The organism is Colwellia sp. MEBiC06753, assembly GCF_053470325.1.
In genome coordinates, this window is record NZ_JBQMTM010000008.1 from 106275 (window position 1) to 133116 (window position 26842).

Below are 26842 nucleotides of genomic sequence, written 5' to 3' on the forward strand. Positions count from 1 at the left end.
TGAAATATGGTTAAGTTTGACTAGTGAATAGTGATTGTTCTATCGCGTTAAAAAACAGCTTTGCCTGATTCTTTCTTGTTTTGGTATCTAGCCATCTGGCTAGCTTTTTCTCATTATCTTTATCCATATTTTTCGTTATTGCTAGGGCCTGCTGAAGAGAGTGTGCGTCGTTATTTGTAACAAATTGGCAATGATTAAATTGAGATAATATCTTTGATACCTCTCCTTCATAACCGTAGGCAATAATTGGAGTTCTGGTTGATAAATAATCGTAAATTTTTCCAGGAATGTAGGAAGCTAAATTTTTATTACCAAGTAGCAATAAGTAATCTGATGCTTTCATGAGGTTTATCGTTTGAGATTGTTTAATTTGCGGGTAAATATTAATATTAAATTTCAGATCTTTATTTTCGATATATTGATTCAATTCTTTTATTTTTTGTGGGCTTTTGTCGCCAATAAAGTTAACTGAAATTTTAAAGTGTTTATTTTTAATATTTTCAAGTACTTCTGTTAAACAGGAAAAAAATGGTGCTAAGTCAACATGGCCGGATAGTTTACCCAGATAGCTGATATTGATCCGATCTTTTTCTAAAATTAGCGCGTTGGAAGATTGGCTTTGCTGCTTATCACTTTCCCATCCATTAAATATCAAGGCTTGCTTATTGCTAGGTATATTAAATTGATTTGCATGTGCCTCTTGATGTGTTTGGGTTGTATATATAATTAGCTTTGCATGTTTAATGCACCTTTTTTCAAACCATGTATTAAAAGGGGTCTTTTGTACAAAGTTAAAAGGGCACAATGACCATTCATCTCGATAGTCTAAAATTAAAGGGATTTTAAGTACTCTCGCTGCCCATAAACTGGCTATCCAGAAATAAAATGGTGGTCCGGAGGCAATAAGTATACTTGGTTTTTTCTCGATTATTGCACTAGCTAATGCTACTGCTTTAGCAAAGCCACCATCAACTTCTGGTGTAAATCGCCAACTAGAGGGCTCATAATGGCTAACAAAAAGGCCTATTTGGGTCTTTGATGGGAGCTCGTTGAATAATTCAGTGCCAGCTTCAGAGATGTCTTGTTCATTGGGATTAGTCATGCCCGTTAGGCACCAGTCGTTTTCATGTGCATACTTCAACAAAGAAGCCGGACGGTGTGTGCCTGAATTGAATTGAGGCGGTAAACAATAAGAAGTGAGCAATGCACTCTTTAAATTTGGAGGAAGCTGTTGTGTGTTTGGTGTTATTCCTCTCAATTCGAAACTAAACCACTTAAAGTAGATTTTTAGAGTATTAATAAGGGTCTTCATGATTAATTAAGAGTGTCCTCAGTTAAAAAGGTCTTGAGGTTTGAGTAACATGCTTGAATGGAATAATGTTGCTTCGCATACGTTTCACAGTTGTTGGTTAACTGCCGCATTAGATTAACCGACTGGCATTTGTTGAGTGTATCAACCCATTCATTAATTTGATTACATACGATAAAAGGAGAATCGTCATTGTCGGGCATACCTTCCACACCGTAGTTGGTAGAGATCAAAGGCCGATTGTGGCAAATCGATTCAACGCTTTTTATTTTTAATCCACTACCAAATCGTATAGGGTTGATGCTGATATCAATGTTGTTGTAATAATCAGATAACTTTTCTACAAATCCTAATAAATAAACATTTTGGGGAACATCTTCAATATATTTACAAACAGAGCCTGCTATATATACTTCAACATGCTTAGCCTCTATCGATGGCAATATGCTCTTAAGAAACCAGTTAATACCATCTACATTTGAAGACATCGTAGAGCCCAAAAATCCAAGTTTCAGTTTACCAGTGACATTAGGTGGTAATTGATAAAACTCAACAGCATGCGGAGTATATATCACATTTGTGACCCCTTCGTTTTGATAAGTACGTTGATCTTCTTGTTGGATGGCGAGCGTGGCATCAAAGTTCTTTAGAATAGCGATTTCTTCTTGCTTACTTACTTGTAGGTCATCAGCAGCGTTATTTTTATTGAAGGCGATGTGCCTTAGAAAGCTAACGTCATGAGTGTCGATAATGGATAGCTTCGATTTGCTGCTTGCTATAGGCATTAAATAACTTAGACGAAGGTATTCGACTATGGTGGCATCAAAGCGCTTATTATTGATAAACGCCCTTAGTTTTTTCATTTCATGGTGTTTTATGTAGTGATTTAAACTAGGAGTAAATCTTCTGGGTTTATTAATTATTTTTTTCAGCTTATTTATTGCTAGCGCACAAAACGATTTAGCGAATCGATAACTATCGATGAACGAAAATTCTTCTTCAGTGAGCTCCTGAGATATTATAACTGCCATATCTAGTGTGCTGATCAGTGCTCTATCATCTTCTGATGGCTCACCAATAAAGTAAATTGTTAGAGTAGAGAACTGGTTCAGGTATGACATTAATGCAAAGATTCTTTGTTGAGAGCCTAAGCTTTGGCGCCAAAACCTATTGTCCGTAATAATTAAAATATCCATTAACTCAATAAATCCATATAGTAGAATAGACAATCGTAAACAGCATCATGACTTCCAATAAATTAATTTAGCGCCTTTTTCGCAATGTAAATTCTCTGCTATTAAATTACTGTCTTTTTTTAGCCACTTAGTTAGCATTTCTTTTTCTTCATCGCGATTAGCATCATCTAAGAAGATTTTGATATTTTTGTTAAAGCTTTTTTTAAGCATGTTATATGCAGGCTCCCGAGCTAACATATCTGGTTGATTAGGTGGTCCATCGATAATCAACATATCAATCCCTTTAAGTAGGTCATTGTATCGGCTAATGTCGTACCAGGGCTGACCATTAAAATTCTCTAAAGGCGTAAGTGGAGCATGGAGCACAGTGCAATAGTCAGTTAATCCATGTTTTTCGATTTGATACTTAGTTTTTTCATAAAATTCGAGGTCATGTTCTAAGCTGTATACGTGACCTGTGCTATTTAGTTGGCAACAGCGTGCAAGTATCACCGACGAAGAGCCAGAGCTACATTCGACGATAGTTTTAGGTTTGTTAAGCAATGCGCTTTCGGCAATTTCTAGTAGGAAATCAGGCGATGCAGCCCAACCACGAAGTGGCGATAATCTATGCTTTAAGCGTACCAATTGTTGTAATTCTAAATACGCAGTTATTTGTCCATATAGGTGCTTATCCAAACTCATTTGCTTTGTGTTAATCTCAAAACAAAAAAGATGAATTTTTCTCACCTTATAAAAAACTAGTGCCGTGATAATCAATATGCTCAATAGCACTAAACACTCAAAGTAAATCATTCTAATTCCCCTTAAACTAATAATTAATAACGTTTATTTAAACAATAGCTCTAGGTTTTTGGAAGTTATAGAGCTACTTGGGATTAACTTTTCCAATGTAGATAACATATCCAATTTATTTGTATTATTTATGATTTTTAACACTACTGCTGCCAACTCTTCAGCCGATTCTACATGTATAAGCACGTCATTTTTTTTGGCAATTTCATATATTGGATAACTTGGATACATCGTGTTCCAATTAGGCAATACAATTACTGGTTTTTTAAATATTAAAGGCTCCAATATATTGTGATTTTTACCCACATAAGTTATGTCAGCACAGGCATAGCTAGCACCAAGCTGTCCAAAGGTATCTAACAGCAAAACATCATTGCTTTCTTGAGGCAACCCTGTTAAACGTGACATTGACTCAAAGGTCAAATTATATATCTCCAATAGTGTAGTTATTTTTTCTAATTGTTCTTTTTTTTCAGGGTGTCTGGGGGCTAGAATTAGTTTTAAATTTGATTGGTGTTTTAATAGTGCTGCGAAGCTTTCAATAATCAGTTTGTATTCAAATTCTCCACTTAAATTACCAGCAACAAAAACTTTACTATTCATTGATTGAAAGTATCCAACAACTTGGCAAATTTTAGAGTCACCCTTTATTAACTGCACTTCTTTTAAAGCGTCAAGCTTCATATTACCTGTAACCTTAACTCTATTTTGAGAAGCGCCATTGGCAATAAGCTTTGATTTAACATCCTCTGTCTGAGCTAGAATTAAATCAAATAATTGGACATAGTCAGTGCTAAATAACTTACGTTCTAGTGCATCTTGTCTGCAAGATGGCTCATATTCATATAGCCAAGCATTTATACAAAATAATTTTGCTCCGCTCTTTTTTACAGTACGCAATAGGTGGTATGAAAGTCGACAAGGAGCATCATTTGGTAGGCATGGAATTTCACATATGTAAAAATTTTCAGGTGGTAACTGCTTAATCAGAATATTTGGCTCTAAAAAATTTCCTGTAAGTTCAATAACAATAGCATTGGGAAATTTAGTTTGATAGATTTCGGTGTAACATTGCCTATCAGTGAGCAATACTAAACAGCCTCGCTTGTCTATTTCTTTTATAATATTTAAACAAGCATTGAGTTCACCAATTGTAGAACAAAACACCCATTGAAATGAGCTCGAATACTCTTTTGCAGAGAGAGTGACTATTTGTTTATTTTGTGATTTTACAAATTTGTTTGCGAAAAACAAAAGTGATTTATAGAAGGTCCACTTCACTAATTCCATTTTAATGACTCATATTAGATATTGTCGTTTATTTCAAACTTTGAAAGCACTACTATATATTTTGATTGCCTAATTAGCACGGTTATTTAACAATATGTTAACCAAGGACGATAGTAGTTAAAAGTATGTTTTCCATTAACAGCACTGAAATGAAAGAACCAAATTATATTTGCGAAAATTTTCAGTTTGGTGATATAGAATTGCAAATACATTGTTCAGGATTTATGAACTTGGCGGAAAATAGCGAGGTAAAGATATTCGCTTTTTCAAAGTGTTCGGAAGCTGAACTGGAAGAAATACTATCTCAATATTGCAAGTTAAATCTTCAGAATTTCTATCAAGTGTTAAATGGTCGTTTTGCATTTTTTATCTTTGATAAGTCATTTAATAAAGTTTTGTTCTTTAATGATAGTGTAGGGTCACAACCATTTTATTACACTATTCAAAACAACCAATTGTTTGTTTCAGGATCTTTAAAAGAATTAAAGCGGGAATTGGGTTTTCCTTTAACTTTAAGCAAACAAGCCATATTCAACTACATGTATTTTCATTGTATTCCGTCACCCACGACGATTTATGAAAATGTCTACAAGCTTGAACCTGGTAAAGCGGTGATATTTGATCGCCAAGGCAATAAAACTGAGCAAGTGTTATATGCGCCTAACTTTGCTGAAACCATTAATGATGAAGCCCAGCTATACCAACAATGCTTAGATACAATAGATAGCGCCGTTCAAGCCAATATTACCGACAACTGTGGTGCGTTTCTAAGTGGCGGTCTCGATAGCTCAACCGTGGCAGGTATGTTAGCCAAGCATCAGCAGCCAGCTAAAACCTTCTCTATTGGTTTTGAGGCAGAAGGCTACGATGAAACCCCATATGCCAAAATTACCGCGAAACATTTTAATACTGACCATCAGGTACTTTACTTGCAACCGGAACAGGCCGCTGATGCATTTGTTGAGGTGGCGCAGTATTTTGATGAGCCGTTTGGCAATTCCTCATCAATGGCTGCGTACTTTTGTGCAAAATTTGCCAAAGAGCAGGGTATTACCACGTTATTAGCTGGCGATGGTGGCGATGAACTTTTCGCTGGTAACGAACGCTACGCTAAACAGAAGCAATTTGAATTGTATTATCAATTACCGTCAGCACTGCGCAAGGTAATGAATTTCACCTTAAATAATTCGGTAATGGCGAGTATTCCTGGGGTAAGTAAGGCGGCAAGCTATGTTCGTCAAGCAGAAGTTCAGTTACCTGCACGACTGCAAAGCTACAACTTTATTAATATTGTTGGCTTGAACGAAATGTTCACTCCAGAATTTTTAGCGGAAGTTGATACATCGCTACCAATTAAACAATTAGAGCAACGTTATTCAGAGTCTAAAGGGCAGCACCCAGTCGACAACATGTTGTTTTTAGACTGGAAATTCACCTTGGCCGATAATGATTTGGTCAAGGTCAATAAAATGTGTGAACTCGCAGGTGTTGAAGTGAAATATCCGCTACTGGATAAGTCGTTGGTTGATTTTAGTTGTCAGATTCCTGCAGATATAAAATTACCAGGCAATAAGCTGCGGGATTTTTATAAAAATGCGTGTCGTGGCTTTTTAGCTGATGAAACCCTAGAAAAAAGTAAGCATGGCTTTGGTTTGCCGTTTGGGGTGTGGCTTAAAGAAAATCAGCAGCTTAAACAAATAGCGCAAGATGCATTAGAGCAATTTAAAGCCCGTAATATAGTGTCCGAAAGCTTAATTAACAAAGCATTGTCTGCCCACCAAAGCGTTCACGCTGGCTATTATGGCGAGCTTATTTGGATTATGGTGGTGTTGGAATTATGGTTACAAGGCAATGAGTAAGGAACACTAATTTGCAGCCATTACATATAGCTTTACAAGGAATGGGACAATTGTTGGCGAGTAAAAGCTTGTCGATATTAATTTATCATCAAGTGCTTGCTGAGCCTGATCGAATGCGCCCGAGCGAACCGACAGCGGCAATGTTTGACTGGCAAATGCAACTTATCAGTAAATACTATAAGCCAATTTCATTAACCACCGCGTTAGCAGCGTTAGACAATAATACGTTGCCGGTAAATGCCATATGTGTGACTTTCGATGACGGTTATTTAAATAATCTTGAAGTTGCTGAGCCTATCTTAGCTAAGTATCAAATCCCCGCGACGGTTTATGTTGCCACGCATTTTGCTGGCGGCACTAATATGTTTAATGATCGCATCCTTGATTTAATTGGCGACGAGCAGCGTACTTTGTTTAATTTGTCGGCGCTAAACATGGAACAACAAGCCGTTAATTCAACGCAAGAACGTATTGTCTTAGCACACAAGCTGATTGCTCAAGTGAAATATTTACATTTCCAAAAGCGACAAGCCGTGGTTGATCAGCTTTATCAAGACAATCAGGCAACAGAATATCCAAGTCGGATGATGAACCCTGCTCAAGTGCGAGCGTTGGCAGATAAAGGTGTCGACATTGGCGCTCATACCACAGACCACCCAATTTTAAGAACGTTGCCAGCAGAGCAGCAGTTTCAGCAAATACTAGAATCGAAACAACAGCTAGCGCAATGGGCGGATAAATCCATTGCTCATTTTGCTTACCCCAATGGTAAATTGCACGACGATTACAGTGAAGAAACGGTAACGCAAGTACAAAATGCTGGCTTTGCTAGTGCTGTGTCAACACACTGGGGCGTTAATAATAAGGTGGCTGATCGACTGCAACTCAAGCGCTTTACCCCTTGGGACAGCAATCCGTTAAAATTTCATTTACGTTTAACCATGAACCAATTGGGGATGGTCTAATGTCGGTGGCGCTAGAATTTCATCCTCCTATTGCTTGTTCCAGCAATTACCCACAACCTAGTGTTACGGCAACGCCGAGCCAAGCGCATTTTAGTTTTACGCAAAGTAAGCGAGCTATAACTTGGCAATTTGTTCAAAACAGTGTTTTTACTAAAAATGGTCGTTCAGCATTGGCTCTAATTATTAAGCAATTAGGATTAGAGGAAGGTCAAACGGTGCTATTGCCGGAATACCATTGTCCTGCAATGATAGAACCATTTCTTTGGGCAAAACTAAATGTCGTTTTTTATTCACTAAATGATGACTTATCGGTTGATATTGAGGGATTTAAACAACTTATTTCATCAGATGTGTCCGCTGTTGTGCTAGTGCGCTTTTTCGGTTTTCCAACCAATATTTTTGAAGCAATGCAACTTAGCGTTAATGAAAATATTCGTGTGATTGAAGATTGTGCCCACGCGTTTTTTTCAACCCCACTGACCAATGGCAACATTACGTCAGACGCTAGCTTTTGTAGTTTAAATAAATTCTTTAGTTGCGTTGATGGCGGCAAGTTAAGGTTTGCCAATCAAGCATTGTCTAATAGCTTTGAAAAGTTACCAAGACCAAACTTGGCAAAAGATATTAAGCAATTTTTAGGAAGATTTGATGTAGTATCGAACATAGCGAGCCTTGTTAAATCTCGAGGCAGTACAACACCACATTCAGCATTAAGTAATGCTGATACTTCAGTTAACGTTGAACAACATAACAAGACATTTCGCTATTTTGACGAACAAGACTTAGCCGAAAGTTGCTATTCCTCAAGTAAAATTCAGCTTAAATTTGAGAACTTTGACTTTGCTGTCAGTAAACGTCGATATCTATACCAGAAATTCTATCATCTACTCATGGAGTCAACACTAGGGGTACCGCTTTTTCCATTAGATGAAGACACTGTGCCTTACGTGCTGCCTTTTTTACTGCATGATCCGAAAGAATTTCATACGATAAGACAGCAAGGTATACAAATTTTACGCTGGGAGGAATTCTGTCACAGCGATAACCAGATGATAGAAAGTTACCGAGAGCGGTTAATTCAAATTCCCTGTCATCAGGATCTCACTAGAGAACAAATTGCCCTTATCGCAAAGGTTTTAAGTAAATAATGGCTAAAATAAACTGGCAAATTTACCCAATAACAGCATTTTCGCAAATCGCTCAGCCGTGGAATGAATTAAACAATCTCACCAACAACCAAGCGGTGTTAAGCGCTAGCTTCATTCAATCATTAATCAATGTATTTGCAACCGGTGACGAAGTTATTGTTCAAGGTTTCGATGGTCAAGAAATGGTATTTGCTGGGATTTTTAAGCAAATGTCGGCTAGACGATGGATGGTTTTTCAGCCGTCTCAAGCGCCTCTTGGCGCATTATTGTCTCGGGTTGAATTGAGTCGTTCACTACTTGATGACATCAGCAAGTGTTTACCTACTAGTTGCTGGCTACTTGATATTACGCAAATAGATAGCGCTTGGTTTCAGCAGGCTGATATTGAGCTGGATTATTTACCTTATATCACTACTGGTGCGCTTAATGTACCAAGCAATTTTGATGATTATTTTGCCAGCTTGAGCAAAAATACTCGGCAAAATATTAATAAAGCAAAGAACCGATTAGCAAAAGAAGAAGTGGCTATCTCGTTAACTGTTGTTACTAAAGCTGAAGAAATGGCGCAATGCGTGACTCAGTATGGTGAGTTAGAAAGTAAGAGTTGGAAAAATAATCTAGGTACTGCTGTTAGTATCGACAACGAGCAAGGCAGGTTTTATCTCGATTTATTACAAAGCTTTGCACAACAGCAATGTGCACAAGTGTGGTGTTACCGTTTTAATGACACTTTAGTTGCCATTGATTTGTGTATTGTACATGGTGAGACATTAACAATTTTAAAAACCACGTTTGATGAAACCTATGCTCGGTATTCACCGGCATTGTTATTAAAAGTTGATGCTTATCAGTGGCTGTCATCTGAGCAGCACATTAAACGAATAGAGTATTTCGGCAAAGTGATGGATTGGCATAAACGCCTTCAATGCGAGCAACGCGCTTTGTTCCATATCACCTATGCAAAATCACAAGGCATTTATCGCACGATAAATTGGTTAAAGAATAAATTAGTGAGCTCAAAATAAGCTTACCTTAGATTAGTATGGAAAAAAGTTATGTCATTAGCAGTTGAAATAAAACAATTATTACAAGAAACCTTACAATTAGATGAAGTAGGGCAATGGGAACTGGAAACTGAAATTTTAGGGTCTGTGCCAGAGTTTGACTCTATGGCTATTGTCACTGTATTGACTATGGTGGAAGAAAATTACGGTATCGTTATTGAAGATGATGAGGTCAGTGCGGAAGTTTTTGAAACTTTAGGTAGCTTGGTGACGTTTGTTGAAGAGAAGCTTAGCTAACTATGCAGCTGGCTGGTCATTTTGTCGAAGGGACGAGCGGCAAAGTTTTTGTTACTGAATTTGGTGGTAACAAAAGTCGGACAGCTGTTCTTTGTCTGCCGTCTATAATGGAAGAGTTAAATTTAGCGAGAGCAGTGTTGGCAAAACAGTGCCAAGTTTTTTCGCGTGAAGGCACCGACAGCTTCATCATGGACTATTTTGGTACCGGAGATAGTGAAGGTGAATTTGAGCAGGCTGGTCCACAAGAATGGCTAAATGATGTGTTAACCGTTGGTCAATGGTTGGTAGCTCAAGGTTATAGTCAACTTATTTTACTAGGTGTGCGCGTTGGCGCCTTGCTTATTGGTGCCCATCAGCAGCTTCTGCACAGTCAATTACCTATTGCTGGGCAAGTATTATGGAAACCCATTGCTAATGGCAAATTGTTTGTCTCTCAATTAATTCGTCTTAAACAAGCCAATCAGTTAATAAATCAAACGGGTGATAAAACGAATGTAAAGGCACAAATACTGGCAGGTGACGATACGGAAATAGCTGGTTATGTCATTACCGCGAATTTTCTAAATCAGTTAGAGGCTTTAGCGATAACACCTCAAACACAATGGTTGGCGCCTACCCATTGGTTAGAATTAGCCGCAAATGCTTTGCCACCAGTGACTAAGCGATTAACCGATGGTATTGATAACATCACCACTCATTTATTAGCAACACCTCAGTTTTGGCAAGTGCCTGAAGTCTTTGATTTGCCAGAATTAACATCACTTGGGCACGCGATTGTCTCAGGAATTGACAATGACCGATGAATTTGCACAGGCAATAGCCATCAATAATAACCAATTACTTTCTATTATTCATCCTGGGCAGATAACACAAACAACTGGGGTGCTTGTTATTGTCGGCGGACCTCAATACCGCGTGGGAAGTCATCGTCAATTCGTTCAATTGGCTAGAGTTATAGCCCAATCTGGTTATTCTACTATGCGTTTCGACTATCGAGGCATGGGCGATGCCAGTGGCGTTAAAGCAGAGTTTGATGACATAGATGGCGATATAAAAGCGGCAATAGATGTTTTTTTTGAGCATCAGCCTCATTTGCAACGCGTTGTCATTTGGGGGCTATGTGATGCGGCCTCTGCGGCGGTGATTTATGGTTATAATGATGAGCGAGTCGCTGGTTTAGTCTTACTTAATCCATGGCTTCGTAGCGATCAAGCCATGGGTAAAGCGATGCTTAAGTTTTACTATGTTCAACGGCTAATATCGAAAGATTTTTGGCAAAAACTATTAGCCGGTAAGGTTAATGTCTCGGCAAGCGTTAAAGACGTTAAAGGCTTTGCTTCTGACTCAATTCGTACGACTACTCAGCAAAAAGAATGTTACCAGCAACGTATGTTGGCAGGGATACAAGCGTTTGAAGGTAAAGTCTTGTTGGTTTTAAGCGGTAATGATTTGACGGCAAAAGAATTCGAGCAGCAAGCATTTTCTAATAAGCACTGGAAAAAAGCGCTAAAACCACATGTTACTATCCATCGTATTTCCGACGCTGATCATACATTTTCTTGTAGGCAATGGAAGCAAAACGTTGAGTTAGCAACACTTAATTTTCTTCAATCAATAAAATAACCAAAATGCAAATAGAGCCGATTAATCACTTAAAAGATGACAAATATTATTGGTTATTAGGGCTGACTTTTATCGGTGTGGCGTTGAGCGTTTATGGTATTAGCGCATTTCCAGCTTACACAATGCTAACCCTTACCTTGATGGCTCTAGTCACGGGATTATTTCTTTATCGCCCTGCACTTATTTTTGCTTTGCTTCCTAGCATTTTTATTATTGCTGACTTTTCTTCTATTTCTGGTCGATTTATTGTTAATGAATTGGATTATATATTGCTGCCAGCGGTATTGGGTTCATTAGCATTGATTAAAAAAGAAAAAATAAAATTAATCTACGCTTTACCTTTAATAGTGTTTGTTCTCATTGCTGTTTATTCTGCATGGCAATTCCCAATATCAAACCTCTTTTCACCAAGTTTCACCAACCCTTACTTTGATGATGGCTATCGCTTTCGCGTTGCCAAAGGATTTTTATACGGCATAGTTTTGGCAGTATGTTTTTCTTCCTGCTACCAAAAATCACCTAGCCGGTTGCTTGATGCGTTAATTTGGGGAGGAGTAACTGCAGCGTTCTTTTTATTTTTATTAGTTTGTTGGGAACGTGGCGTATTAACTCAGTTAGCGCATTTCAGCAATTGGTGGCAACCCGTTTCAACTTTATTAGATTTTTCTTCTTCCTATCGAGTGACAGCTATAACTTCCGCTATGCATACCGGTGGAGAGGCCTATGATGGTTATTTATTGTTTATTGCCCCCGTTTGTTTATTAGGTTGTTTGTATTGGCAAAATGGGCTTCAGCGACTAATTGCACTATTGGCGTTATTTTGTCTTGGCTATTGTGTATTAGTAGGCTTTACCCGCACGACTTATGCAGCGATTGCTATAAGTTTAATCGTGCTATTTATCGCAATGAGTCATATTCGACACCAAAGTGAAAAGCCTAAGTTGAGTCGATATTTAGCTTTTGGGCTAGTAAATTTGTTGGCTTTTGGTGCGGTTTTTTATTTAAACGGCTATATGGGGGTAGCTAGTTGCGGCTTAATATTAATGTCAGTGTTGGCGGCAAATATTATCCAGCAGCAATATCAACAAAAATTAATTGGTAAGCTGATGATAGCCATAGCTGGCGTTATCGCCATTTATTTGCTGATGACTAATAACAGTAAGTGGGTGTCATCAAGCATACAAACCTTGTCCATATCTGTTGGTATTCTTGTTGTTTGGGCTTGGTTTCTGCAGAGCCAAATAAAGCAGTTAGCTGTTAACACACTTGTTGACGCACTATTTAGTTATGTTGCAACACTTGGCGCAGCATTAATTTTAATTGCTGCCGGTAGCGGTTATCAAATTAATGCTCGTATGGAAACTGTAGTTAATGACTTGCAAGGCAGAATGGCGCATTGGCTTAATGTAGTGAAGTCAGGTAATTCAGATATGGCAACCATAGCTTTTGGCAATGGTTTTGGTTCATTCCCACTTAATTATGTGCTCACTCACCCCGAAAAAGTGACCGGTGTTGGTAATTTTACTATTCGTGATAAAACATTAGTGCTTAATCAAGGTGGGGACTTAGGCTTTGGCCAGCGCGTGCATATTACGCCTGATACCGATTATCGTTTAACCATTACCACTGACTTTAACCAACAAGCTAGCCTAAGTGTTTATCTCTGTGAAAAAAATCTGATTTTTGCCAGTAATTTTAGCGCTAATTGTGCGGCAAAAACCATTAGATTAGAGTCGATACAAACTGAATATGTGGTTGAATTAAACTCTGGAACTATTGGTCGAAATGGTTTACTTGGTTGGCCTGCAACTTTATATCTTAAGCACAGCAGGGGGAAAGCGATAGATATTACTGCACTGCATCTTGCAGCAGATTCTCAGCCATTGATTAATTTGCTTGATAATAGTCAGTTTCAACAAGGTATGGATCATTGGTTTTTCTTCAATGATTACCAACATTTACCTTGGCATATTAAAAATACATATCTTGGCTTTTATTATCAGACTGGCTTGGTCGGTATTGTATTATTAGCTTGGATATTGACCGCGTTATTTGTGCGAAGCGCAAATACTTTAGCAGGGCGTTCGATAAGCTACTTGGTTCGTGCTTATGTCGTAGGTGTTGCCATATTCGGATTTTTCGGAGACCCGTTTGATTCACCGCGCACAAGTATTTTATTTTCAATCTTGGTCTTTGGTGGATATTTAACGCTAGCGGATAGCCTTACAAGCAGAAAAAGGCTGAAGATTCAGCTGGTAATGTTAGTCGGCGCCATGGCGATTTATGTGGCACTTCTGCAAATACCTAAATTTGCCTCTTATTCGAGCAATGTGTCATTCCAAACATTTTCAGTGAACTCACTCGGTTATGAAGAGCAAAAGCCTACTCATTACACTGACGCTGTGATGCCGCCGGGTGATATTCGACTCGATGGGCAATTGATGCCAAGTCTTAGTGCGGCGGCCAAGTCGGCGAAAGACGCCAGTGTAATAGAGCTAGCTAAAGGGCATTATAATGAGGCGGCAATAATAACCAAAAATAAAGTCAGGATCATTGCTGAAGAAGGTGCGGTAATATTTGGTAAAGCAATAAACGGCAAAGGGGCATTGCTGATTACTGGTGATAATGTTTTAGTGCGAGGTCTTGAATGTCATTCGATAGAAGTTGCTGATGGTAATGGCGTTTGCGTCCGTTTTGAGGGCAGCGGAATTATTCTAGACAATGTTTATTTTCATCATGCTCAAGGCGGCTTTTTAGGTACGCCCAAAGGCGGGCTGATAAGTATTGTGAATAGTCGCTTTGAGTATTTAGGTAATAATGGCTTTTACCATGGCATTTATACATTGGAAAACACTGAACTTTATATAAAGAACTCGACATTTATTAATACATTTAATGCGGGCCATGAAGTAAAGTCTCGCTCAAGTAAAACAACCATTGAACACTCGATTATTGCTAACACGACAACACAAGACAGTCGATTAGTTGATGTGCCAAACGGTGGTGAGCTGATCATAAAGAATTCGGTGCTAATTGAAGGCCCATTTAGCGATAATTTTGACTTACTGAGCTTTGGTGTCGAAGGTCGAATTTATCAAGATAATAGTATTCTCATCGAAAACAACCTGATTATATCTGACAGAAATTCCGCAAATTTGATCGCCGTAGATGATGAGGTTGAGCAAAGTTCAATACAAAATAACTTTGTTGTCGGAGATATAGCAGGTATTGATAAGCAACTAAATGAGTGGTTTGCCACTCGCAGTGATTTTGGCCTGCCAAAAGCACCTAATATTCCAACGTTAAATACCAATTAGTTTGTTTTGTTTCTTTAAATGATATGTAAAAATAAGGTTATCTAATAAAAGGGTATTCGGTTTAGGGAAGAAAAATATGTCGCAGTTGTCCGTGAATAAAATAGCAATAATCGGGCTAGGTTACGTTGGCTTACCGCTAGCTGTAGAGTTTGGTAAAAAATTTAATACGGTTGGTTTTGATATTAACCAGCTTCGTGTAGACGAACTCAACGACGGCGTCGATCGCACCCATGAAGTGGACAGTGACGAGCTTAAAGAATCGAGTTTATTAGTCTGTACTACCGATAAAGAACTGCTTAAAGGTTGCGATTTTTACATTGTCACCGTACCAACACCGATAGATAAACACCGTCAGCCAGACTTAACGCCGCTACGTAAAGCATCGGAATTGCTTGGTAGTGTTATCGGTAAAGGTGCAACTGTTGTTTATGAATCAACTGTTTACCCAGGGGCAACGGAAGAAGATTGCGTACCTATTTTAGAGCGAGTTTCTGGCCTTAAATTGAATCAAGATTTCTACGCCGGTTATTCACCTGAGCGTATTAACCCTGGTGATAAAACTCACCGTTTACCAACTATCTTAAAAGTTACTTCTGGTTCAACGCCTGAAGTAGCTGATAAAGTTGACGCGCTTTACGCTTCAATTATTACTGCGGGCACTTACAAAGCGTCATCTATTAAGGTGGCAGAGGCCGCGAAAGTTATTGAGAATACCCAACGTGACGTCAATATTGCCTTGATCAATGAATTATCAGTGATTTTTAATAAGCTTGATATTGATACCTTAGAAGTGTTGGAAGCTGCTGGCACCAAATGGAATTTCCTGCCGTTTAGACCAGGTTTAGTCGGCGGCCATTGTATTGGTGTAGATCCGTATTATTTAACTCATAAAGCTCAGTCAGTCGGTTATCACCCGGAGATGATTTTGGCTGGTCGTCGCTTAAATGATGGCATGGGACATTATGTGGTTTCTCAGTTAGTTAAAGGTATGCTGAAAAAGCGCATACAAGTTGATCAGGCTAAAGTATTGGTAATGGGCTTAACCTTTAAAGAAAACTGCCCCGATCTTCGTAACACTAAAGTCATTGATATTGTAGAAGAATTAAAAGAATACAATGTCAATGTTGACGTAGTAGATCCACTTTGTGCTAGTGAAGAAGCACAAGCAGAATACGGTATAGAACTTATCGAATCACCAAAGCAAAATCATTATGACGCAATTATTTTAGCGGTTGCTCATAGCCAATTTAAAGCCATGGGGGTTGAAGCGATTCAAGCATTGGGTAAAAGCACGCATGTGTTATATGACTTGAAATGCATCTTACCTAAAGACTCGGTCGATATGCGTTTATAAACTAGGTGCGGTACAGGTAAAGGAAGTGAAATGAGAACGTTTGAAACGGTAAATAGTGAGTTAGTTGCTGCACCCAAAACTTGGTTAGTCACTGGGGTGGCTGGATTCATTGGGTCGAACTTATTAGAAGCATTGTTAAAACTGAATCAAACAGTCATAGGTTTAGATAATTTTGCCACAGGTTACCAACGTAACTTAGATGAAGTAAAAACCTTAGTTAGTGCTGAACAATGGCAGAAATTTACTTTTGTAGAAGGCGATATTCGCGATTTGGCGACTTGCCAAAAGGTTTGTCAAGGTGTTGATTATGTGTTGCATCAAGCGGCGCTAGGCTCTGTGCCTCGTTCATTGGCCGATCCAATCACCTCGAATGCTGCTAATGTTACTGGTTTTTTAAATATGCTAGAAGCGGCAAAGCAAGCACAAGTAACCAGCTTCACGTATGCTGCTAGTAGCTCAACTTATGGTGATCATCCGGCTCTGCCAAAGGTAGAAGAAAATATTGGCAAACCATTGTCGCCTTATGCAGTAACTAAATACGTGAACGAGCTTTATGCTGATGTTTATGCACGTGCTTATAACTTTAACTGTATTGGTTTACGTTATTTCAATGTGTTTGGTCGCAGGCAAGACCCAGATGGCGCTTACGCCGCGGTGATCCCAAAATGGACAGCCGCGATGCTCAAAGGCGAGCAAGTGTTTATCAATGGCGACGGCGAAACCAGCCGTGATTTTTGTTATATCGACAATACCGTACAAATGAATATTTTGGCGGCGACTTCACCTGAAGACGCAAAAAATGAAGTCTATAACGTTGCTCTGGGTGATCGCACCACGCTGAACGAGCTTTATGCGTCGATTAAAACAGCATTAAGTGATAATGGCATCCATATAGCGCTTGAACCTGAATATCGAGAGTTCCGAGCTGGTGATGTTAGACACTCACAAGCTGATATCACTAAAGCACAAACTAAATTGCAGTATTCACCTCAATACCGAGTTCAGCAGGGCATATTAGAAGCCATGCCTTGGTATTTGAATCACGTTTAACTTAAGTTAATTAGTTATTTAGGCGGACATGATGGTGTTGGCCTAAAGCTGATAAAACTCTCGATACCAACGCACAAAATTTTCTACGCCTTCATCAATGCTAGTTTGAGGGCGATAGTTAATCGCTGTAAATAAATCCTCAACATCAGCATAGGTTTGATAAACATCACCAGGTTGCATTGGCATCATGTTTTTAATCGCACTTTTGCCAGTGGATTGTTCAATGGCGTCGATAAACGATAGCAACTTAACCGGTGAGCCATGGCCAATATTGAATACTTTATAAGGTGCCGAGCTTTCGCTAGCGTTTCCTTGTTCAACTGACCATTCTAGTTTAGCCGATGGGATCACATCTTTAATGCGAATAATGCTCTCGACGATATCATCAATGTAAGTAAAGTCTCGGCGCATATCGCCGTTGTTATAAACATCGATAGGCTGGTCATTTAAAATAGCCTTGGTAAACTTAAATAACGCCATATCAGGGCGTCCCCAAGGGCCATAGACAGTAAAAAACCGTAGCCCTGTGGTTGGAATACCATAAAGATGAGAGTAGGTATGCGACATCAACTCATTGGATTTTTTGGTAGCGGCGTAAAGCGATACGGGGTGATCAACAGAGTCGCTAGTAGCAAAAGGCGTTTTATTATTTAAGCCATAAACTGAGCTTGATGAAGCGTAGACCAAATGCTCAATTTTGTGGTGTCGACAACCTTCAAGTATGGTTAAGTGCCCGACTAAGTTAGCATCGGCATACGCCATCGGGTTATCAATTGAATAGCGAACCCCAGCTTGGGCGGCTAGGTGGATTACTCGTTGGAAATCACCTTGTTCAAACAACTGAGCAATGCCTTGGCGATCCGCTAAATCAATTTTTTCAAAACTAAAGTTAGAGAGTTTATCGAGTAACGCGATGCGCGCTAGTTTTAGGCTAACGTCATAATAATCATTGAGGTTATCTATGCCAACGACCTCATGACCTTCTTCGCATAAACGCTGTGCGACGTGAAAGCCGATAAAACCTGCTGCACCGGTGACTAAATATTTCATTTTATGATTATCTCTAAGGTATGTTTTTCTAAAATTATCTTCTCTAAGATGCAGTGCTCTGCGATAGCTAATCTAAAGTGAGCTTTCTAGATTAGCGCTCGCTAACTCTTCTATTAAGGCTTAATAACACTTTCGCCACGACCAATGCCGTAATAAGTAAAACCTTTTTCTGCCATTAATGCCGGATCATAAAGATTACGGCCATCAACAATGACTTTATGATTTAATTGACTAGCAAGTAGTGCAAAATCTGGTGCTCGAAATTGGCTCCACTCTGTACAAATAACGAGGGCATCAGCATTATTTAGCGCAGATTCTTTAGTGCCGACTAATAGTAAGTCATCTCTTGAACCACAAATACGCTGACATTCTTCCATCGCTTCGGGGTCATAAGCTTGTACCTTCGCACCTGCCTGCCAAAGTGCTTGCATTAATACTAGTGAAGACGCTTCGCGCATATCATCCGTTTGTGGCTTAAATGATAAGCCCCATAACGCAATGGTTTTGCCCGCTAGATTGCCGGAAAAATACGTTGATAAGTTTTGGAATAGTTTTTGTTTCTGGGCAATATTTACCGTTTCAACGGCTTGTAGCAGCGCCGGAGTGTAGCCAATTTCATTCGAGGTTCTGATCAGTGCCTGTACATCTTTTGGAAAACACGATCCGCCATAGCCACAACCAGGGTAGATAAATTGATAACCGATACGACTATCTGAGCCAATACCGTGACGAACCGCTTCGATATCGGCACCTAAGCGCTCTGCTAAGTTTGACATTTCATTCATAAACGAAATTTTGGTGGCTAACATACAGTTTGCCGCATATTTTGTTAGCTCGGCAGAACGAACATCCATAAAAATCATTCGGTCGTGACTTCGGTTAAATGGTGCGTATAACTCTCGCATTGCCGTTTTTACTTTTTCACTGTCGGTACCGATAACGATGCGATCTGGTTTCATGCAGTCATTAACTGCTGCCCCTTCTTTAAGAAACTCAGGATTCGATACCACGTTAAAAGCCAAATCAAGCTCGCGAGATTGAAGTACCTGTAATATTGTGTCCGCAACTTTGTCAGCTGTGCCGACGGGTACCGTTGATTTATCAACAATGATTTTAGCCGAGTTCATGTGAGTGGCGATGGTTTTCGCTACCGCTAATACATATTTAAGATCGGCTGAGCCGTCTTCATCCGGCGGCGTACCTACTGCGATAAATTGAATATCACCATGTTCGACACCATAGCTGGCATCGGTGGTAAATTTTAAAAGACCATTTTGATAGGTTTCTTCAACTAATGACGTTAAACCGGGTTCATAAATAGGAATAATGCCTTTCTTTAAGTTTTCAACTTTTACTTCATCGACATCGACACATACAACATCGTGGCCAACAGAGGCAAGTACAGCGGCTTGTACCAATCCAACATAGCCAATACCAAAAACGGTAACTTTCATTCAATTATCCTTGTACGCTGAGCTTTTGCCGGCAATATTAACATTTATACTCTGCGCATAAAAAGAGTTAATTAAGCCGTTCTCTACTAGCCTTTATACTATTAACCACGCCGGTATTTGCTTTTTGAAATTTATTGGCATAGGGCACCGCAGAAATGCCGTGCAAAATAGCACTTAGTAATACTGTGTATACCACTACAACGCTGATATCCTCGCTATTTGGGATGTTGGCATTTAGCACAATAATGGCAAAAACTATGCTGGCAAGCCCCCGAGGCCCAAACCAACCAATAAATAATTTGTTATACCAAGGTTCTTTGGTGCCAATGAGAGAGACGAACACCGGCACAATTCGAACAAGGGTTAGGCTCAGCAAAGCATATAGCAATATTTGCCAATCAAATTGTTGTTTAATGGTGGTTAGCGCAAGGGAGCCAAACGTGATCCACGTAAGCATTGCCAGTAATTCACTGAAGCCTTCGGCACTTAACACTAACTCGTGGGTATGTTTTTTTGCGAGCACTCTAAATGTTATTCCTCCAACAAATGCCGCAATGTAACCGCTGCCTTCTAATGCTTGGGCTATGGAAAAACACAAAAACGCGATCATAATTACCGGCAGTTGGCGCCATATTTCATTGATCCATCTCTTACGCCAAGCAATTTTCACCACTTCTCCTGCCAAAAAGGTAACAGCTACACCGGTAAGCACGCCAATACCTACCTCAGAGATGAAATAACTGATGGCTAGTGTTAAACCGTTTTGATCACTATGGCTTTGTTGGGCTATAACGATTAACACCAATAACACAGGAACACACAAACCATCATTTAAACCACTTTCAACATTTAAGCTTTCTCTGATATGTTGAGGTACCGCTTTGTTGCCAAAAACAGCCTTACCTAACGCTGCGTCGGTTGCCGTTAACATGGTGGCAAGAATGGCTAGTTGTACCCATGAAAAGTGGGGAAAAATAAGCCAGCCGATCAAAGCTCCAGTGACAATCGTCAGTGGTAATGCGCACAATAATAACCTCAGCGGTATTTTTGCATATTTTCTTAAAATCGACGTGTCAGCATTGGTCGCATCTAAAAATAAAACTAATGATAATGTCAGATCAACTAAGAGCTTTAATTGCTCGCCTTTAAAGTCAAATTCTAATGACCCAATTTGTAGGTAATTGATTAGCATACCAAAACTGATAAATGCCATAGGGCCAGTAATGATGGTTTTTTCTAATCGGCTCGCAATAACACTGTAAAGAAAGCCAAATACAATTAGTAAGCTTAAGCTGATATACATTTTGCATCCTTTGCAGAATTTTGTTGGAGGTATTGCTAATTTAGGTCTATATAAACAAATAAATAATGATTCGTCACAAAATGCAAATTCTACAATTTGTTAACTATTTAATAGCAAACTGTCTACTAATTAGGTTAACGCATGCTAATATGGCATCACAAGAACAAATTAGTTTGCATTTGTTGAAGCTATATATTCTAAGCTAATGATACTTAAAGCTTTGTGTAATTTAAGGGAACACGTTTATGCATATTCAAAAACTGCTATTAATCAATGGTGCCTTGGCGTTAAGCTTTTCTGTTTACGCAAATGATGCATCCCAAGCTGGTGTTGAAAAGAATATTCAAGACTCGCTAGAAGTGTGTGTAATGGCGGCTTATAGAAATGGTGAAGACGAGCGGACTTTGGCTGAAATTAGGCAGCGCTGTGAATCATCAGAAGATGGCGAGACCATGATTGTTGAAGTTAAAACCGATGATGGTGAAATTCAGCCAGTCAAAGCGGGGGCAATATCTGAGCGCTTTATCCGAGAACGTCGAACGGAATTTGACCCTTATGTCATAACTCCGCATCGAATTAATTATATTTTGCCAGCCTATACCACTAACCGAATTAACAAAGAAGCTTATAGCTCTTACGGAAGCTTTAAAGACAACTTAGAAGATATTGAGTCTAAATTTCAGTTAAGTTTAAAAGTGCCGTTAAATTTCAATGACTTGTTATTTCCTAGAGATGGCTTGTACTTTGCGTTTACCATTCAGGCATGGTGGCAAATATATTCGCAAGGTATATCGAAACCGTTTCGCGAAACTAATTATCAGCCTGAATTTTTTTATCTCACCTCGACAAACTGGCACCCATTTGGTGGCAATGTCGGTCTTATGATGGGTATAGAGCATCAATCGAATGGCCGGGGACCACAATTATCGAGAAGTTGGAATCGGGTGTATGGCAATATCTTATTTGAGAAAGATAACTTTGCGCTATCGCTGAGACCTTGGGTGCGCTTGTCAGAAGATAAAAAAGTTGATGAGTTTGATACCAAAGGTGACGATAATCCGGATATTTTAGATTATATGGGGCATTATGAATTACATATGGCCTATAAAGCGGATAGTGTCGAATACAGCTTTTTAGGGCGACGTAATTTTGCTACTGATAATGGCTACGCTGAGCTAGCGATGACCTTTCCTTTTTGGGGTAAGTTAAGAGGCTACGCAACTATTTCTTCGGGTTATGGTGAAAGTTTAATTGACTACAATTATAGCCAAACGCGTGTTGGTATTGGTCTAGCGTTAAATAATATTTTGTAATGCTATTATTTGTCGTTACTTCTGTACCGTAGATTATTAACAAGCAATTAGGTAACAAAAAAGGCAGAAGCGTGATGTTTCTGCCTTTTTGTTAGCTAAGGGATTATTTCGGTTAGCCGGTGTTACGCATACCGGTAGCAATTCCTGTCATGGTCACCATCAACAATTGTTCACAAACTGGGTGTTCAGGTTGCTTACGCAAACGTTTAAGTGCTTCAATTTGCAATAAATGCAGTGGCAGCAAGTAGGGTTGACGCAATTGGAATGAGGTTAAATTCCATTGGTCGTTTTCCATGGTTTGGCTTTGGCCCAGCAAAGATAAAATGGTGGCTTTATCTGCGGTTAATTGCGAGCGCAATTGGTCACCTAAAGGTTGTAATGCTGGCGCCACTAAGCTTTGATCATAGAGTTTAGAAATATCTGTATTAGATTTTAAATACACCATTTCGGTAAGCGAAATACGTGCTCTAAAATATGGCCAATTTGATAGCATATCCTCTATAGTGTGATGATGCTGCTGTTTAAACTCAGCGATGGCTTGCCCAAGGCCTAGCCAACTTGGCACAACTAAGCGATTTTGACTCCAAGCAAAAATCCAAGGAATAGCGCGTAGCGATTCAATGCCACCATCGGATTTACGCTTGCTGGGTCTAGAGCCTAGCGGCAGTGAAGATAGCTCTTGCTCTGGCGTTGCCTGACGAAAATAAGTCACAAAATCTTCTTGATGACAAACATAGTCACGATAAATATCGCAACTTCTTGCTGCCATTTCGTCCATTAATTGGCGCCACTGTGCTTTAGGGGCAGGTTGGGGTTTAACTAAGCTGGCTAATATGGCACTGGCATACAAATGTAAGCTTCTAACCGCAAGGTTGGGTAAACCAAATTTATAACGAATGGTTTCACCTTGCTCTGTTACCCTCAAACCGCCTTCAAGCGTACCTGGAGGTTGTGAGGCAATTGCCGCATGAGCCGGCCCGCCGCCACGACCAATTGTACCACCGCGACCATGAAATAATTTTAATGTTACTGCATGGCGTTTTGCCACTGCCACTAAAGACTCTTGCGCTTGATATTGCGCCCAAGCCGCGGCTAGTACACCAGCGTCTTTAGCGGAATCACTGTAACCTATCATTACATGCTGATTGCCCAATGTTCGTTTAGCGTAATCTTGATCTGATAATAATTTATCAATAACGTCTGCGGCATTGTTTAAGTCATCCAGTGTTTCAAATAGCGGAGCAATTGGCATATCCCAAGTCACACCCGTTGCTTTCATTAATAAATTCACTGCCAGGACATCACTTTGATGACTTGCCATAGAAATCACATAAATACCGAGTACTTCTTTAGGCTGGCTGGCGATAAAGGCAAAGGTATCCAGCACTTCTTGCGTTTGTTCACTCCAGTGATGATCGGGTAACAGCGGTCTAGGATTATTAATTTCTTGCTGCAAAAACTCACAGCGTTGTTGTTCATTCCACGCAAGATAATCACCTAAATTCAGTGCGCTGACGATTTCACTGATTGCCTGATCATGAAACTCACTATGCTGGCGTACATCAAGCTTAACTAATGAAATGCCAAAACAATGCACCTTGCGAATCACATCAAGTAATAATGAATTTGCACTGCGATTTAAGCCTACTGACAATAGACTTTCTCGGCATAAACGTAGTGGCGTTAGTAACTCTTCAGGTTCGGCAATAGCTCCTTTGGTTTTGCCCTCTTTCAGTAAATCAATACTCTGCTCTAGCTTGCTAATGGTTTGTTTGAGGATATAGCGATAAGGACCAATGTTATTTTTGTCGGCTTGACTGAGTTCATCACTGGCTTTAGTCATTGATAGTTCTAAATAAAGCTGGTTAAAGTCTTCCAAGTACAACTCTGCAGCCATTAGCCTAGCTTGCAAAATTGCTTGCTTACTCAGTTTTGCTGTCACAAATGGGTTGCCGTCGCGATCGCCAGCCATCCAACTGGCCATGGTGATAGGTTTAGCGTCAAGTGGGAGTGGTTTCCCGCTTAGTTCTTGGCAGAGCTCGTCTAATTCGCGAATAAAGGTCGGTACTGCTTGCCATAAACTATTACTGATGGCATTTAAACCCCAGCGTGATTCATCAAGCGGTGTCGGGCGCTGTTGCCTAATTTCATTGGTACTCCATGCTTGTTCGATCAACTCTTCAATACGTTCATTACCTTCGGCGCCAGACTCTGCTAGTTGCTCAGCAATTTCATGATACTTGTGAATAAAGGTTCTTCTGTTTACTTCGGTTGGATGGGCAGTAAGTACTAACTCGATATGTAATTTATTGATGGCATCTAAAAACGCACTTCCATCGATATCGCCAAGTTGTTCTTTTAATGAAGCTAGCGGGTGCGGTAAGTCAAGCTCGGCTAAGCCTTGCTCACTAGCGGTATGTTGTTGCTCGGCAACATTGGCTAAATTAAGAAATTGACTAAAAGCGCGCGCATAAATCATCAATTTTTGTTCATCGCATGATTGAAAAATCGATTTAAGTTCGTCAACCGCATAGCTATCGTTGGCGACGCCATCTTTAGCCAGTAGACGTACGCGCTCAACGTTATCTAGCCACTGTTGGTCGTTTTCATTGGCAATGGTTTGCCCCAGAATTGCACCTAAGGCTCGAATGTTCTGTGAAATAGTTTCTAACATAGTCAGTCGCTCATTAGCGGATAATAATTAATCTAAAATTTATATTAGAAATTAAAATAAATAGAATCTAATATATATTTCTTATTTTTATCATAGATAAAATTCTATAGATGGCGATTAGGCACCCTACAATAAGACAGTTGCAATTGATTCAGGCGTTAGCACGCTATCAAAGTTTATCTTTGGTAGCGGAAAATCTATATATTTCACAGCCATCTGTGTCTATTCAGCTGAAAAACTTAAGTGAACTCATTGGTATGCCGGTGTATCAAATGCAGGGTCGAAAGGTTGAACTGACTGATGCCGGTCATGCGATATTGCGCAGTGCCAATCAGATTTTCCAATCACTAGATAATTTAAAAACTGATATCGATAACTTGCAGGGGGTAGTTACAGGTACGTTAACCCTGTCAGTTGTGACTACCGCTCAGTACTTCTTACCATTGTTATTAGCGGCATTTCATAAACGCTACCCGTTAGTGGATGTAAAACTGGAAATTGGTAACCGTGAAATGGTTTACTCACGACTGCGTGCGCATAGCGATGATTTTTATTTATTTAGCCAAATACCGCCGGATATCGAAGTCATAGAAACGCCTTTTTTATCGAATGAATTAGTGGTGGTGGTGCCAGAGCGTCACGAGTTAGCACTTCAACCTAAAATTAGTTTAGCGCGGTTAAGTCATTACCCGTTTATTCTGCGAGAACCTGGCTCTGGTACTAGAGAAGCGGCAGTTGCTTTATTCGAACAACATGGATTCAAGCTAAGAGAAAAAATGACTATCGCTAGCAGTGAAGCAATAAAGCAGGCGGTAGCTGCGGGGTTAGGAATATCTGTGTTAAGTCGTTACACCTTAGATTTTGGTTTTACCCCGGGGTTAAAAGTTTTAGAAGTGGAGCACTTTCCGGTTAGCAGCCAATGGCGTTTAGTGCAAAACGCATCAAAGCAGCAAAGCCTTTTAGCTAAGGCATTTCAGCAATTTATGTTAGAAAATGGCAATGAAATATTGGCGAATGCGGTGACCGAAAATAACACTCATCACTTTACACAAAATTTTTCAGGGTAAACAAGTCTTGCATATACATACAGTCTGTATATACTCACAGTAATACTGTATGGATATCAGGGGCACTATGAAGCCGTTAACGACACGACAATCTCAAATATTTGATCTCATTAAAGAAAAAATTGCTGAAACGGGTATGCCACCAACCCGCGCTGAAATTGCAGAGTTTTTTGGCTTTAAGTCAGCGAATGCCGCGGAAGAGCATTTAAAAGCACTGGCTAAAAAAGGTTACATTGAGATGTTACCTGGCACATCAAGAGGCATACGCCTAGCAGAAGAATTTATTGAAGAGTCAGGCTTACCGCTTATTGGCCGCGTTGCCGCAGGCGAGCCTATTCTCGCTCAAGAGCATGTCGAAGATCGTTACCAAATAGATGGAAATTTATTTCACCCTGCGGCAGATTATTTATTGCGCGTAAATGGTGAGAGTATGAAAGATATTGGTATTCTCGATGGTGATTTGCTTGCCGTTCATCAAACAACCGATGTTCATAATGGTCAGGTTATTGTTGCACGGGTTGAAGATGAGGTAACTGTTAAGCGCTTTAAGCGAGAAGGTAATATCGTCTATTTACACGCAGAAAATGAAGCTTTTTCTCCAATTAAAGTCGACCTTAGCAATCAGCATTTTAATGTTGAAGGAATTGCAGTTGGTGTGATCAGAAATGCTGATTGGATGTAACTAATTCGTTAATTAAATAATTATCTTGAAAAATTAAGCCAGTCATTTTGACTGGCTTTTTTATTGGCAAACTTTAAAAAACGTATCAACTA

At 39.5% G+C, this 26842-nt stretch carries 21 protein-coding genes; 13 read left to right on the top strand and 8 right to left on the bottom strand.

Annotation, left to right across the window (positions count from 1 at the left end):
- Positions 1 to 10: 10 nt before the first annotated feature.
- The 4 genes from ACOB82_RS08475 to ACOB82_RS08490 all read right to left on the bottom strand — a co-directional run bounded on the left by ACOB82_RS08475 (position 11) and on the right by ACOB82_RS08490 (position 4590).
- Complete coding sequence (locus ACOB82_RS08475) at positions 11 to 1312, bottom strand: glycosyltransferase (RefSeq protein WP_448212543.1); 1302 nt, start codon at positions 1310 to 1312, stop codon at positions 11 to 13.
- 2 nt (positions 1313 to 1314) lie between these two features.
- The gene (locus tag ACOB82_RS08480) at positions 1315 to 2505 is read right to left on the bottom strand and encodes a glycosyltransferase (RefSeq protein ID WP_448212544.1); all 1191 of its coding nucleotides are present in this window, start codon (positions 2503 to 2505) and stop codon (positions 1315 to 1317) included.
- Between the two features lie 45 nt (positions 2506 to 2550).
- Positions 2551 to 3183 (bottom strand): class I SAM-dependent methyltransferase, encoded by a 633-nt coding sequence (locus ACOB82_RS08485; RefSeq protein WP_448212545.1) that lies wholly within the window; start codon positions 3181 to 3183, stop codon positions 2551 to 2553.
- Positions 3184 to 3333: 150 nt separating this feature from the next.
- A complete protein-coding gene (locus tag ACOB82_RS08490; RefSeq protein ID WP_448212546.1) occupies positions 3334 to 4590 on the bottom strand; it encodes a 3-deoxy-D-manno-octulosonic acid transferase in 1257 nt (418 codons plus the stop codon).
- 224 nt (positions 4591 to 4814) lie between these two features.
- Between ACOB82_RS08490 and ACOB82_RS08495 the strand changes: the two genes are divergently transcribed.
- The 10 genes from ACOB82_RS08495 (at position 4815) to ACOB82_RS08540 (ending at position 17207) form a co-directional block, all read left to right on the top strand.
- Entirely contained in the window at positions 4815 to 6449 is a 1635-nt protein-coding gene (locus ACOB82_RS08495; RefSeq protein WP_448212589.1) for an asparagine synthetase B family protein, read from the top strand.
- Positions 6450 to 6460: 11 nt separating this feature from the next.
- Positions 6461 to 7414, top strand: coding sequence for a polysaccharide deacetylase family protein (locus ACOB82_RS08500; protein ID WP_448212547.1), 954 nt, complete (start codon positions 6461 to 6463; stop codon positions 7412 to 7414).
- The gene (locus tag ACOB82_RS08505; RefSeq protein ID WP_448212548.1) at positions 7414 to 8562 is read left to right on the top strand and encodes an aminotransferase class I/II-fold pyridoxal phosphate-dependent enzyme; all 1149 of its coding nucleotides are present in this window, start codon (positions 7414 to 7416) and stop codon (positions 8560 to 8562) included. Before ACOB82_RS08500 ends, ACOB82_RS08505 begins: the two co-directional genes overlap by 1 nt.
- Positions 8562 to 9587, top strand: coding sequence for a GNAT family N-acetyltransferase (locus ACOB82_RS08510; protein WP_448212549.1), 1026 nt, complete (start codon positions 8562 to 8564; stop codon positions 9585 to 9587). Before ACOB82_RS08505 ends, ACOB82_RS08510 begins: the two co-directional genes overlap by 1 nt.
- Before the next feature lie 30 nt (positions 9588 to 9617).
- Positions 9618 to 9863 (top strand): acyl carrier protein, encoded by a 246-nt coding sequence (locus ACOB82_RS08515; RefSeq protein ID WP_448212550.1) that lies wholly within the window; start codon positions 9618 to 9620, stop codon positions 9861 to 9863.
- 107 nt (positions 9864 to 9970) lie between these two features.
- Positions 9971 to 10666 carry a hypothetical protein gene (locus ACOB82_RS08520; RefSeq protein ID WP_448212551.1) on the top strand — a complete coding sequence of 232 codons (696 nt, stop codon included), beginning with the start codon at positions 9971 to 9973 and terminating at the stop codon, positions 10664 to 10666.
- Complete coding sequence (locus ACOB82_RS08525) at positions 10656 to 11486, top strand: hydrolase 1, exosortase A system-associated (protein ID WP_448212552.1); 831 nt, start codon at positions 10656 to 10658, stop codon at positions 11484 to 11486. Before ACOB82_RS08520 ends, ACOB82_RS08525 begins: the two co-directional genes overlap by 11 nt.
- A 5-nt stretch (positions 11487 to 11491) precedes the next feature.
- Positions 11492 to 14803: a hypothetical protein gene (locus ACOB82_RS08530; protein WP_448212553.1), complete on the top strand. Its 3312-nt coding sequence runs from the start codon at positions 11492 to 11494 to the stop codon at positions 14801 to 14803.
- Positions 14804 to 14879: 76 nt separating this feature from the next.
- The gene (gene tviB / locus ACOB82_RS08535) at positions 14880 to 16157 is read left to right on the top strand and encodes a Vi polysaccharide biosynthesis UDP-N-acetylglucosamine C-6 dehydrogenase TviB (protein ID WP_448212554.1); all 1278 of its coding nucleotides are present in this window, start codon (positions 14880 to 14882) and stop codon (positions 16155 to 16157) included.
- Positions 16158 to 16187: 30 nt separating this feature from the next.
- Positions 16188 to 17207, top strand: coding sequence for an NAD-dependent epimerase/dehydratase family protein (locus tag ACOB82_RS08540; RefSeq protein ID WP_448212555.1), 1020 nt, complete (start codon positions 16188 to 16190; stop codon positions 17205 to 17207).
- Between the two features lie 42 nt (positions 17208 to 17249).
- Here ACOB82_RS08540 and ACOB82_RS08545 read toward each other — a convergent pair whose 3' ends face one another.
- From ACOB82_RS08545 to ACOB82_RS08555, 3 genes are all read right to left on the bottom strand, one after another.
- The gene (locus ACOB82_RS08545) at positions 17250 to 18257 is read right to left on the bottom strand and encodes an NAD-dependent epimerase (RefSeq protein WP_448212556.1); all 1008 of its coding nucleotides are present in this window, start codon (positions 18255 to 18257) and stop codon (positions 17250 to 17252) included.
- A gap of 113 nt (positions 18258 to 18370) precedes the next feature.
- A complete protein-coding gene (locus ACOB82_RS08550) occupies positions 18371 to 19711 on the bottom strand; it encodes a UDP-glucose dehydrogenase family protein (protein ID WP_448212557.1) in 1341 nt (446 codons plus the stop codon).
- Positions 19712 to 19778: 67 nt separating this feature from the next.
- Positions 19779 to 21014, bottom strand: a complete 1236-nt coding sequence (locus tag ACOB82_RS08555; RefSeq protein WP_448212558.1) for a cation:proton antiporter — start codon at positions 21012 to 21014, stop codon at positions 19779 to 19781.
- Between the two features lie 245 nt (positions 21015 to 21259).
- Between ACOB82_RS08555 and ACOB82_RS08560 the strand changes: the two genes are divergently transcribed.
- A complete protein-coding gene (locus tag ACOB82_RS08560) occupies positions 21260 to 22327 on the top strand; it encodes a phospholipase A (protein ID WP_448212559.1) in 1068 nt (355 codons plus the stop codon).
- Positions 22328 to 22439: 112 nt separating this feature from the next.
- On the opposite strand, the gene ppc is transcribed toward ACOB82_RS08560, so the two are convergent.
- Positions 22440 to 25001, bottom strand: coding sequence for a phosphoenolpyruvate carboxylase (ppc, locus tag ACOB82_RS08565; RefSeq protein ID WP_448212560.1), 2562 nt, complete (start codon positions 24999 to 25001; stop codon positions 22440 to 22442).
- Between the two features lie 110 nt (positions 25002 to 25111).
- Between ppc and ACOB82_RS08570 the strand changes: the two genes are divergently transcribed.
- Together ACOB82_RS08570 and lexA are read left to right on the top strand one after the other, a co-directional pair.
- Positions 25112 to 26068, top strand: a complete 957-nt coding sequence (locus tag ACOB82_RS08570) for a LysR substrate-binding domain-containing protein (protein WP_448212561.1) — start codon at positions 25112 to 25114, stop codon at positions 26066 to 26068.
- A 67-nt stretch (positions 26069 to 26135) separates the two neighbouring features.
- A complete protein-coding gene (gene lexA, locus ACOB82_RS08575; protein ID WP_448212590.1) occupies positions 26136 to 26750 on the top strand; it encodes a transcriptional repressor LexA in 615 nt (204 codons plus the stop codon).
- Positions 26751 to 26842 lie beyond the last annotated feature (92 nt).